The organism is Dyadobacter sp. SG02, from assembly GCF_900109045.1.
GTDB lineage: Bacteria > Bacteroidota > Bacteroidia > Cytophagales > Spirosomataceae > Dyadobacter.
In genome coordinates, this window is sequence record NZ_FNYL01000011.1 from 128,264 (window position 1) to 140,696 (window position 12,433).

The following is a 12,433-nucleotide window of genomic DNA, read 5'->3' on the forward strand; positions in this document are numbered from 1 at the left end:
TATTTATTTCCAGGCCTCCCAGCCGTCGTTTTGTACCAGGTTAGACATTCTCAGCATTTCGTCGTAGGGGATCGGCAGGAATGCGGATGAGTACGACCGCGCTTCCACCACTTCGTCGAGCTTGTATTGAAATGTTCCGTCGGAATTGCGGGTAATCTCCGCCATCCGCACCGGTTTGTTCAGATCGGTGAGGTTGGTCGTCCAGCGGCGGATATCGAAAAACCGCAGGCCTTCGAAGCAGGTTTCGATCCTTCTCTCATTCTTGATAAACTCATTGAAAGCAGTCTTTCCTTTCGAGGCTATTTCGGTGAAATACGGGTCCTTCTCGAATCCCTTTCCGCCATCGGAATTGTCTTTCTGCCGCAGATATTGCATGGCCTCTTTGGCCGACAGGCCATATTTGCCGCCGTCGGGCCCTTCTACCTGGTTGGCCGCCTCGGCGAAGGTGAGCAGCATATGCTCCCAGCGGACGAAGAATTTCGAGTGCGGCTGGCGGTTAATGGAATTGTCCGACCAGTTGAGCCCCATAAATACCATCTTTTTAATATGATAATTCGTGCGGCTGTTCACGGCGGGACCGGCTGCGTCCTTGGCATTCTGCCAATTTTCGAAAGTGTACATCACCTTATCCGAATTGATCCGTACAGCCTGGGCATTGTTATGAAAAATTGTGGCATAAAACCGCGGGTCGCGGTCGGCGTAGGGCTTCGCAGGATCGTAGTTGCTGCGCGGGTCCGTGATGGGATAACCGTTTTTCATCGGGAATGCATCCACAAGGTCCTGCGTGGCACCCACTGAGCCTGTTCCCTGAAAACCACCCGGATAATACATCCGCTCCATGGCGTCGTTGGCATTGTTGTAACGCGATGCCCATACGATGCCCGGATAGTTAGGATCGAACCAGTTGACGCCCTTTTTTGCATTGAAACCATTGGTAACGGCGTCGGTCTTCATTTTGAAGTCGATCACTTCCTTCGCATTCTGCGCGGCCAGATCCCAGCGCGTCACGTCGTTCGAGGGGTTGAAGCGCGGGCTGGCCCAGGTGAGGTATACCAATGCTTTGATGGCCCTCGTGGTAATACCGTCCATCCGGCCCCAAAACCTGCCACCGGCATAGGCCCGGTCGTTGGTATTCTTGACGAGGAAATCGCGGTGGGCGATGGGCAGGTACTTGTAGGCCGAATCGCAGTCGGCGACGATCTGCTTCACGCATTCCTCGTAAGTGTTGCGTTTGAGGTTTGTTTCCGCTTTCACATCCACCGGTTCGAGCACGATCGGAAAGCCGAGCATCTGGCCGTTGGCGCTCCCTCCGAATTTTTGCAGCAAATCCCATTCAAACCACGCCCGCAATGCGTATGCCTCGCCCTGCAAACGGTTTTTGACCAGGCTATCCAAATGCGGGTCCACCAGGAAACGCGTATTGTAGCCGCGACGGTCTTTCAGGAACAGGTTCACGAGGAAAATCGCCCGGTAGTCCCTGTCCCAGTAGGTACGGAAAGGGTCCTGACTGGTGGGCAGCGAGCCCAGCGCGAAGCGGGTCAATGCGTGGGTGGTACTGGTGATCACCACGTCGTCGGTGGCGCCGTCGAGGTACACGCCTTCGTTGTCGTTGTAGTTACGGGGCATTACGTCGTAGCATTGGCCCACGAGGCCCTGCACCATGTCCTGGTACTTCCAGATATCCTCGGTGGTGCGGTTACCGTTCGGGTAAGGTTCGAGGTAATCGACGCACGAGGTAAATGCGAATGCGGCCAGCGTCAGTGACAGGATGTTTTTGATATAAAATGATTTCAAATGCATAGCTCTGGCTTTAAAATGTCAGTTTAACCCCGCCCGTAAATGTGCGGAATAGCGGATAGCTGGTAACCCCCGAATTGATCGACTCGGGATCTACATCTTTGATCTTCGTGAAGGTGAGCACATTGGCCCCGCGCACGTACACACGGATACCGCGCGCGCCGATGATGTTACCCAGGCGTACCGGCACATTGTAAGCGAGTTCCACATTCTGGATTTTGAAAAACCCGCCGTCGCGCAGCCAGAAATCCGAGTTCACGAAGTTGTTGTTTACTTTATAATAAGTCAGGCGCGGGTACTGGCCGTCCACATTCTCTTTCACGAAGTCGGAGTAGTTGTTGTCGCCCCAGCCGTTCCAGAAATACTTGTTGGTAAAAGGGATCTGGTAAAAAGCGCGGCCGTTTCCGATGGCGGTCAGTTCGAGGTTACGGAATGCAAGTTTCAGGTTCAACGCATAGATCAGCCGTGGAGACGTGTAACCGATCTGGCTCTGGTCGTTGTCATCTACAAGGCCGTCGCCGTTCCGGTCGAGGTATTTGAGATCGCCGGCTTTGAGGTCGTCATCGTAAACCTGGCGAACAACGCCGGTTTCGGCATCCGTGGCAAACTTGCCGACGTAGGTCTGCCCCCAATAACCATCCGTAGGCTTTCCTACACGGGTTTGGTAATCGAAGCGGTAATTAGGTTCATCCCATTTCAACACCTTGCTGTTCTGTATGGTAGCATTACCACCAATCGAGAACCGGACATCGCCCACGCGTTCGGTAAACTGCAATGCAGCTTCCAATCCGTAATTCCTGATTTTGTTATAGTTATACCACGGCCGCGCGCCGGATACGCCCACCACCAGCGGCAGCGTATTCGCGAGCTGCGACACAATACCGTCGCGCAGTTGATTGAAATAGTTGATCTCCACGGAAAGCCTGCGTTTCAGGAACAATCCGTCGATGCCTATGTTGAACTCCTTGCGTTTTTCCCAGGTCAGGTCGGGGTTGCCCACGCGGCCTTGTGTAGTGCGGTATGCAAGGTTGTCGGTATTGCTGCCAAACCATTGTCCTGTCGAATAGGGACCGAATGCGGAGCCTGTCGAGTTTACCGCCCAGCGATCAAGGTAATAGAATGGCGGCAGGAAGCTTTCGTAACCCAGCATACCGGCCTCCGCCCTTATTTTCAGGTAATCGATCGCATTCAGGTTTTTCAAGAAACTTTCTTCCGAAATCACCCAGCTTACGCCGGCCGCCGGAAACATCGCATAGCGTTTTCCTTTATCAAAACTGTAAGTACCCGCGTAATTGAGCACCCCTTGGAACACATAGCGGTCTTTGAAAGAATACACTCCATTAAATACCGCATTCTGCTGCCGCTGAGGCTCTTCGATACCATTGCGTGTTGATTTACCGAGGTAATAGGTCAGCCCGGCCTGAATGCTGTGAATGCCCCAGCTTTTTTCGTAGCTCAGGTTTTCGTACACCACAAACCGCTGCGAATAGTAGTCGTGGAGCTTCGCCTGGCCGGCCATATCCGCGCCGTCGTGCACTTTGGAAAGACGTATCGTATCCATACCCGCGTCGGTTTTACCGGGTGTGACAATGTAGGCGATATAATCCTCTGCTTTACCGATGCGGAGACTATTGAAGAGATTAAATCCGGCATAAGTCGTGGATTTGAGGCCGGGCACGAGTTCTCTCAGATCATATTCAAAAGTGATATTCGAAGCTCCGGTGCGCCCTGTTTCGGTGTAGTAGCCATTGTGCATGAGGTTACCGATCGGGTTGGTTTTGAAATTGGAACTCACCCCATACCACGGTGCCACCGGGTTGTCGGCAAATGCGGCATACACCGGAAATGCGATCGGCGGCGTGTTGGTAATGTCGTTGATCACCGAGTTGAATTCCACCAGGTCCAGCGCCGTGTTGGTATTGCCGTCCTCGTTGGTAAAGTTGGAATTATAGCCATAGTTGGCCGATCGCCGCAGGGTAAGCCCTCCGAAAAAGTCGAATTTGACCTTGATCAGCGGATTGATCTTGATATCGATATTCGACCGGACATTAACGCGGTTATAGTCCGATTTCGCACCGATCTTGTAAATATCCCCCTCGCCATTGTAACCTAGGTAAGCACTGTACTGAACGGTCTCATTCCCCCCCGTCGATGAAAGGTTGACCCTCGTGAACGGCTTCGAGTTTTTCAGCATCAGGTTCCGGAAATCCACGCTCGGGCGGTAAAGGTCGTACGGATTGTTTTTCGCGTACGCCGCAATGTCGTTCTCGTTGTAAAGCGGTGTGAGGGCGCTATTTGTCCTTGCCACATTATTGAGCTGGGCATATTCCGCACCCGATGCCCATCCGGGGAACCGGTCCACCACGCTCACGCCCTGCTCCGCATTCACGCTCAGCACCCGCTCGTTAACCTTTCCTCTTTTGGTTTTAATATAAATAATGCCGTCGGCGCCCCTCGGGCCGAGCATGGCTTTACCTACAATATCCTTGATAATCGTCACAGACTCGATCTCCTGCGGGTCGATCGGCATTTCGGTAATGTCAGTCGGAACGTCGTCGATGATGAAAATCGGGCTGCGGCCACGGGTAGCAATACCGATCTTCTCCGTAATCCTGAAATTCCCGAGTTCCTCCTCGGCGGTAAGGCCCGGCGAACCGTCGCGTTCCACCACTTCCAGGCCATTCACCAGCCCGGCGAATGCGTTGCGGAGGTCGTTGGTAGGGTATTTTTCAAGATCGGCGGTTTTCAGGGTTACGTAACTGCCCGTCGCCATCCGTTTTGACATATTCATAAAAGGCATAGGCACCGCATCGTCGGACGTAGCGAACAGTTTCGCCTTTTTCAGTTCCACCACACTATTGGTTGCGATATCGCCCACAAGCGAAACGGATTTGCTGTAACCGTACGAGGAAACCGTCACGAAATCCTCCGGCAATGCTTCAAAATCGAAATCGCCGCTCGCATTGGTTTCGGCGTGGATCTGCCCCTCCCCCACGATCACCGAGGCATTCGGGATCGGGTTGCCGTTTTCATCCGTCACTTTCAGGCTTACATTTACCGGCTTCTGCTTTTTGGCCGGTTTGTCCTGGGCCAGCAAATCGCCGCCGCCCAGCAGGCATAGCATTATCATTCCGATAACCCCCTGCCCTATATAATGCATCATTTTTTTCATCATTGGATTGAGCGTTAGGGGTTACCAGACTTCGTTGGGGACGAAATTTTTCATTTTGTACATATCCTCCGTGTTGAACGGGAGATAGTACATGGCTTCTTTCCAGCGCGTCTGGCGATCGGCCGAGAGCGGCATGCGGGTATATTTGAAGCCCGTCGGGTGAGTAGTGCTCACAGCAACCTTCTCCACATCAACGCGGTAGAGCGTGCCACCCATTACTTTGGGAGCGTCTTTCCAGCGGCGGATATCGTGGTAGTAATGCCCGCCCTCGAAGCACAGCTCAACGGTACGCTCGTTCTTAATGCGGTCGCGGAACTTGTCTTTGGTCGTTGCGTACGCGGGCAACACGTTCGGCATGCCGGCACGTGTACGTATACGATTGAGCGCTTGCAAGGCCGTCATGGATGCGCCCGGCGCAATGCCGTTCGGACCGTAAGCCTCATTGGCGGCTTCGGCGTAGTTGAGGTACAGCTCACCGAGGCGTATGAGCGGGTCGGTGTATTGCGGCGTCGTCTTGTTGTTCACGCTCTGTTCTCCCCAGGTTTTGCGCTCATAGTAGCCGGTCCGCGTAATGCCCGCGTAGGATTGGTCGAGCAATTGGCCGTAAATGGCGGCGCCGTCTTTGGTTTCGTAGTAGATTTTGGCATTACCGTAGCCCGGTACCGGCGCAGTATTGTAGATTATATCAATGTAAAAACGCGGGTCGCGGTCTTTGTAAGGATCCTGCTCGCTGTAATGTCCGGCTGCCGTGGCGGCCTGGCGGTCGGCCGGGGTGTTCAAAGGCTCTCCCCATTTGGTTTCGAACTTATCGACCGTGTTCTGCGTGGGGCATTCACCCGACCAGCCTGTTTTACCTCCCCCGAAAACGCCGTTCATCTGGCCATTCAGGTCGCCGTTGTTATAGGGTTTCGTGCCGGCATACCATGCCCATAGCTGCTCGTTGGAATAGGTGGTACCAATGTAATTTTTTTTGTAATCGTCGAGCGAGAGCAGCTCATAGCCATACCTTTCTGCGATCTGGATCGCTTCCCAGTTGGCTTTCGCGGCATCTTCCCAGTCGATATTGCCCTTTTCGTTGTTCAACGGACTGGCCGCGTACAGCAGCGCACGCGCCTTGAATGCCTTGGCAGCCACCCCGGTAGGGCGTTTTTGTTCGGGGTTGTTCAAATGCCCCGCCACGCCCGGACCCGGGTCGCGGCGCATGAGGTCGGCTTGCTCGAAATACATCGCGGCCGAATCCATATCCATCGCAATGCGCACCAATGTCTCGCGTTTCGAAAGCCGCGGGATGTCCCATTCATCGTCCTGGTCCATCACGGTGGTCAGGTAAGGCATAGGCCCCCACAACCTGAAAAGCTCGAAATGCGCGAATGCACGAATGAAATGCGCCTGGCCCTTGAAATCGTTGATATCCACCTGGCTGGCGTCTTTCAGCATGCCGATGTTTTTCAATGCCGTGTTGCATTTACGGATAATGTAAAACATCGAACCGAGGATCGGCCGGCGTTGCGGGTCGTAAGTCATTTTGTTGATAATCGCCGAAATCTGCCCGGCTTTGATCACCTGGGCATCCATCACCCGGCCCATATCGCTCATATCCGTGAGTGCTTCCAGGGTGTACTTCTGGTCCCAGAAATCGAAATAGAGGGAATAGCCGTTCTTGATATTGTAGGGGCGCCAGGTGGTACCGTCCAGCCTGTTGCCTTCATAAATATCATCGAAGTACTTTTTGAAGTTTTCGTATTTGGAAAAAACATCGTCGGGAGTGAGCCCCGACTCTGGTGCCTTGTCGAGATAGTCTTCCACGCACGAACCGAGAAGCAAAATCAACAGCACCGGTACACAAAGTATCGTAATGAATCTTTTCATCATCAGTTGGTTTGGGTTAGAATGCAGCCCTGATGGCAAACTTCACAGTGGTCATTTGCGGGTAAAAACCCTGGTTAAAATCTTTCCTTTCCGGGTCACCCTCGATGAGCTTGGTGAACGTCCAAAGGTTATTGCCGGTCACGAAAAACACGAGGTTCGAAGTCCCGATCACGCGTCGGAGGAACTTGGAATTGAATGTATAGGAAGCATAAACCTCTCTCAATCTCAGATAGTTGGATTTACGCCAGAACCGGTTTTCAATCATGATATCGAATCCCCTGTCGGCCTCGCCGCCACCCCAGAAAAGGTTATCGGTGCTACCGCCGCCCGAGTAATGCAATGTGGCGTGGTTGGCGCCGGGGTTGGTAGGCGTCCAGTAGTCGAGCTGCGAGGCGTGTACGCGCCAGTCGCCTTTGATGAACTCCACCTCGTAAGGCTGGTTGAACTCCACATATTTGCCCACATTACCCTGGAACATGAAGTTGAAATCGAATTTTTTCCAGGTAAAACCGGCTGAAAACGAATAGGTGATCGGCGGGTAGTCCGAGCCGGGAATGGGGTATTTATCGAGGTTGGTCACCTTCCCGTCGCCATTGTAGTCCAGAAATTTGTAATCGCCCACATTCAGTTTTTGCAGGTCGATGGCCGAAACGTTGTTATGGATGTCATCTACGGAAGTATAATAGCCGCTGCCGGTCAGCTCCACCCCGCTCAGCTGCGCGCCCAGCGGCTTCCCTGCCGCTTTCTGGTAGTCGAATGCATAGGGCAGATCGTCTTTGAACAGGATGCGGTTCTCATTAAACCCGAAAATACCTTTTACAAAATAGTTCAGGCCCGAAGCCGTGTGGTTGCGGTATTCCGTTTCGATCTCGATGCCATGTTTTTTCAACCTGCCGAGGTTCAATTCCTTGAATGAATTACCCACCAGCATGGTTACGCTCTGTGGGATCAGCAGCATTTTCTTACGTTTTTCGTCGAAAAGGTCAATGCCGAATGTAAAGGTATCGTTCCAGAGCCCGAGCTCGATCCCGAAGTCGCGTTTGCGCGCTTCCTCCCATTGCGAAACGAGGTTCGGGCCGAGGTCCTCGTGAATGTAGCCCGAATTATCCTTGAAAAAGTCGCTTAAATACAGCCAGCGGTTGTCGGCGATATCGCTCCCCACCTTGCCGTCCGAATAGCGGAGTTTCAGTTTGCTGATCCAGGGAATGCGGTCTTTGAAAAACTTTTCCTCGGAAACCACCCAGCCCAGCGCGCCCGACGGGAAGAACCCGTACCGGTTGCCCGGCGCGAAACGTTCGGAGCCGGTGTAGCCGACGTTCAGTTCGAGCAGGTATTTGTTGGCATAATCATAAGTACCGCGGCTCACAAGTCCCTGGTTGTAATAGGGAAACTCGATGGTTTTGTCCTTCTGCTGCCGGTTCACGAGCACGAGCCCGGTTACGCTATGTTTGCCGAAAGCCCGGTTGTAGCTGGCCGAGAGTTCATAGTAAAAATCTTTGTAATAATCGCCTTCCAGCTCGCCCACATTGATATCCAGCGGCGATTGCTCGAAAACCTCGTTCCCCTGCCCCGCCCTGAACCACGGATTTTCCTCGGTACCGATCTTGTCGTAATTCAGTTGGTATTCGGGAAATGAATAGCTTGCCGTGAGCGAGCGATTGCGGTAATAGGTGCTCATGGACACTTTTCCCTTCACCGACAACCCTTTGGTGATCGCATCGAGTTTCTGATCGAGGATGAGGTCGGTAAAAAGCTTCGAATCCAGGTATCGGTTGAAAGACCCCTGGTTCATGGAAGTGTATGGGTTACCCGTAAACTCTCCGAAGTTCATCGCGAGGCGGTCGCCGGTAGCACCCGGGTAATCGGGATCGGGTACTTGTTCGAGCACCCAGGCCGGGAAATAGGCCGGGTAGCGCGAAGGACCGGTCGAATATAAATTCCTCCACGGCGAGCTGTTGGGCTGATTTTTAATACCGGTCTCGCCGCCTACGTTCAGCGTCAATGTGGTGTTGCGTGTCAGGTTGAAATCGATGTTGGTGCGGTAGTTGAACCGGTTGTACCAGTAGCGGGTATCGTCGTAACCTTTGTGATAAGCCTTGAAAAAATCGCCCTGGTAAGTATAGCCGAGCGAGGCGAAATACTTGATGAAGTTGGTACCGCCCGAAACGTTGAAGTTGGCATTCGCATTGGTGGCAAACGGCTTCGTCATCGTATCGAACCAGTTCACGTCCGGGTAGCGCAGGCTGTTGAGCGGCGTCGACGGGTTACGGTATTCATTCAAAGCATATTGCGGAATGAGGTCCGTGAACTGCTGGCCGTTCATCAATGCCTGATTGTACATCGACATCGTCTGGTAAGAACTGATGTGGTCCGGAATGCGGGTCGCTTTCGCGAGACCGTAAGAGCCGGTAAAATCCAGCTTCGGCTTACCGATCGTGCCGCGTTTCGTGGTGACGATAATTACCCCATTGGCCCCTTTTGCCCCAAAAACGGCCGTGGCCGATGCGTCTTTCAATACCGAAATGGTGGCGATCTCGTTCGGGTCCATATCGCGGAAGTCGCGCTCCACGCCATCTACCATGACCAGCGGCTGCGAACCGTTCCAGCTCGAAAGACCGCGGATGATGATCTCCGAATGGTCGCTTCCCGGCTCGCCGCTTTGCTGCATCGTGAGCACGCCCGAGAGCTTACCCGCGAGCGCATTCGTGACGTTGGATGTACCCGCGCGCATGAGGGCTTTGTTGTCGACCTGCGAGATCGCCCCTACCACACTCTCCTTGCGCTGCGTGCCGTAGCCCACCACGACCAGCTCATCCAATGCCTTGTTTTCAGGTATCAGTTTCACGTCCAGCGACCGGCGGCCTGCCACCTGTATTTCCTGCGATACGTATCCTATATAGCTGAATACCAATACAGAAGCATTATTGGTAACCGTGATTTTGTATTTACCATCGGTATCCGTCGAGAGGCCGTTGAGTGTCCCTTTCTCAACCACGTTCACGCCCGGCAGGCCATTACCGTTTTCGTCGCGGATCACTCCGGCCACGGTCACGGTCAGCGAAGCGATAGCATTGTCCATGACCTCGCGCAGGCGTTGGGCGTGATAGGCCTCCATCGATTCCGTGAACGCCTCCCGCTTCCCCGCCGCCGAGGATTTGAATACCGACGTTCCGTTCAGCACCTCGGTAACCGCGTGCTTTTTGGCATTGGACACATAAATGGTTTCGTTGACCCTGCTGAAACTCAGGCTCGTTTCCTGCGAAATGTGCCTGAGCAACTTGCCCACGCTCGCTTGCGGGAAGTTGAGGTCAACCGTCTTGTCCCGTACAAGTTTGTGATCGTACTGGAAATTGAAATTGGTTTTGTCGTTGATCACCACAAAGGCATCTTCCAGCGGCACGTTGTGCAGATCGATGGAAATGTAGATTTTCTCAATGCTCTGCTCCTGGGCCTTACCGTCGGAAGCCGATAGCAAACCCGCGAAAATGCATTGCAAAACCGTCCCGATAAGCGCATACCTAGACATCGCTACAATTTGTCGTAGTAGTTTATATTGCATATTTTTGATCGTTTTGGATTTCACGTTCATGACACGTGGCTTTCTCCGTTACCTGATTGAGCGCCAACTCCTAGCACGGGAAAGTCACACGGACCGGTAATCAGCAATGGTTACCGGCTCTTTTTTCAGGAGGTATCAGACCGCATAGGCTGGTTTCGGTTATTGAAGTTTTACAATGCTATCGTTCACTTTGTATGAAAACCGGTTGGGATAACTCATTACCCCGAGAATATAGTCGAGTGGTTTCTCCTGAAACTTCCCGCTGAACCGCCAGTCGGCATCCATGCGCACGCCCGGCGCCACTTCGAATTTCACGCCATACCAGCGTTCGAGTTTGAGGATGGTCGATTTGAAGTCCGACTTCTGGAAGTACAGCATACCGTCTTTCCAGCCGATCTGCTCTTTTTCGTCGTAAGTGCTCACAATGAGCTCGCCCGCTTCCTGCTGGAAAGTCGCCATTTCGCTTTTGCTCAGGAACACGCAGGCATTCTGGTCTTCGGAGCCTATTCTGGCATTTACCTTCACTTTGCCGCTCACTACGGCCACCTGCACGGCTTTGTTTTCGGGATAGGCGCGGATGTTGAACGAGGTACCCAGCACCTTGGTCACCACATCGCCGGTGGTGATCACAAAAGCAGCTTTTTCGTTCCGGACCACATCGAAGAACGCTTCACCGGTGAGGGTTACTTTCCGGATATTTCCTTCAAATGCTTCTGGGTAGGAAATTGCCGAGCCCGCATTGAGCGTCACGCGGGTACCGTCCGGGAGCACGAGCTTCCGTTGCTGTCCGTTGGCCGTCTTGCTTTCCACGGGTGCATATGCGGAAGCGGGCGCCTGGTGGTTGGTCAGATACCGGTTCGCGAGAAAAAACGCGCCCGTAAGCACGCATGCGGCCGCCAGAAGCTTGAACACCCGGCGCAAGCCGAGGCGTCGGGGCGGATCAGCCACCGTTTTCTGAACGTCCGAAACGGCGATGGACGATTCGAGCCGCTTCCATTGCTGCTCGATGTCGTACGCGGGGACAGGCTTTCCCTGGAAATGCAGGGCAAGAACGATCTTTCGGGCTTTTTCAATTTCGGGGTGGCGGGACGGATTGGCTTGAAGCCAATGCTCCCACTGATGGTCATTTTCGGGGGCGGTGCCGTTGAGCCACGCGCGGAAGTCGTCGTCGAGGACGAAATCTTTGTAGCTAAACTGGTCGTATTTTTGCGCGTCCAATAGGATAATATTTATTCTTTACTTTGATAAAGCCAGAATAAATACCGAGTGACCCTCGACCAGTGAATTTTTTTATAAAAATTTTTACATAAACTCCTTAATAACTTCTACGCCCTCTCCCACGACGCTCCCGGCACCTAGTAAGGTCATGTAAACGCTCAGCACAAACGGCACGTCGCGGCCCTGCGGCGCGAGTTCTTCATTCAACGCGTCCAGTGCTTTGTAAATGAGTTTGTATACGGCACGGGTGGAGATATTCATGATCAGCGCGATCTCTCCGAACGACTGATCGTTGTAGAACCGGAGGTACAATGCCTCTTTCTGCCGCGCAGGCAGGTTTTGTATCGCATTCTGAAGGAAAATCACATTCTCCTTCAACGTCTGGTCGCGGATCATCTTCATCTCCACAGACAATTCTACGTGAAACAGCGAATCGTCGTCTTCAAGCGCGACCGTCATCGGATTGGATTTTGCCCTTTTGAGGATCAGGCGGCGGAGCGACGCCAGCAAATAATTCCGGATGGAATCCGAGTTCCCGAGAAACGATTTCCGCTCCCAGATATTCATGAACAATATCTGAATGCAATCTTTCACTTCCTCGTTGTCCTTATTGAACCGCAGCCCATAGTTGAGCAGCGATGGGTAGTAATGCCTGAATATCTGTTCGAAAGCTTCGCCGCTTCCTGCCCTCAGCATATCCCAGAGTGGAGCCGCGGGTGCGGCAGGTCCGGGAGCGGCAGGTTCGGAATGGCTTTGTTTCAGGTTGTTAGTCAGGTTTATAGCTTCCATGTTCGCTGAGATTGGCTAGTTGTCGGTTC

6 protein-coding genes are annotated in these 12,433 nt (G+C 53.1%); all 6 read right to left on the reverse strand.

The genetic code is table 11. The features are described from left to right. Positions 1-3 precede the first annotated feature (3 nt). Positions 4-1,800 carry a RagB/SusD family nutrient uptake outer membrane protein gene (locus BMW93_RS24135; RefSeq protein ID WP_090382395.1) on the reverse strand — a complete coding sequence of 599 codons (1,797 nt, stop codon included), beginning with the start codon at positions 1,798-1,800 and terminating at the stop codon, positions 4-6. A 10-nt stretch (positions 1,801-1,810) separates the two neighbouring features. Continuing rightward, positions 1,811-4,960 carry a SusC/RagA family TonB-linked outer membrane protein gene (locus BMW93_RS24140; RefSeq protein WP_229240761.1) on the reverse strand — a complete coding sequence of 1,050 codons (3,150 nt, stop codon included), beginning with the start codon at positions 4,958-4,960 and terminating at the stop codon, positions 1,811-1,813. 30 nt (positions 4,961-4,990) lie between these two features. Further along, the gene (locus BMW93_RS24145) at positions 4,991-6,838 is read right to left on the reverse strand and encodes a RagB/SusD family nutrient uptake outer membrane protein (RefSeq protein ID WP_090382397.1); all 1,848 of its coding nucleotides are present in this window, start codon (positions 6,836-6,838) and stop codon (positions 4,991-4,993) included. A 16-nt stretch (positions 6,839-6,854) separates the two neighbouring features. Beyond that, on the reverse strand, positions 6,855-10,397 hold the full coding sequence (locus BMW93_RS24150) for a TonB-dependent receptor (RefSeq protein ID WP_229240763.1): 3,543 nt from the start codon (positions 10,395-10,397) through the stop codon (positions 6,855-6,857). 159 nt (positions 10,398-10,556) lie between these two features. Beyond that, positions 10,557-11,615, reverse strand: a complete 1,059-nt coding sequence (locus BMW93_RS24155) for a FecR family protein (protein WP_090382400.1) — start codon at positions 11,613-11,615, stop codon at positions 10,557-10,559. Between the two features lie 84 nt (positions 11,616-11,699). Next, positions 11,700-12,404, reverse strand: coding sequence for an RNA polymerase sigma factor (locus BMW93_RS24160; protein WP_090382403.1), 705 nt, complete (start codon positions 12,402-12,404; stop codon positions 11,700-11,702). Between the last annotated feature and the right edge of the window lie 29 nt (positions 12,405-12,433).

Excerpts from the sequence above, each read along its gene's own strand:
- BMW93_RS24135 (WP_090382395.1), bottom strand. The coding sequence starts at position 1,800 with ATGCATTTGAAATCATTTTATATCAAAAACATCCTGTCACTGACGCTG.
- BMW93_RS24140 (WP_229240761.1), bottom strand. The coding sequence starts at position 4,960 with ATGATGCATTATATAGGGCAGGGGGTTATCGGAATGATAATGCTATGC.
- BMW93_RS24145 (WP_090382397.1), bottom strand. The coding sequence starts at position 6,838 with ATGAAAAGATTCATTACGATACTTTGTGTACCGGTGCTGTTGATTTTG.
- BMW93_RS24150 (WP_229240763.1), bottom strand. The coding sequence starts at position 10,397 with ATGCAATATAAACTACTACGACAAATTGTAGCGATGTCTAGGTATGCG.
- BMW93_RS24160 (WP_090382403.1), bottom strand. The coding sequence starts at position 12,404 with ATGGAAGCTATAAACCTGACTAACAACCTGAAACAAAGCCATTCCGAA.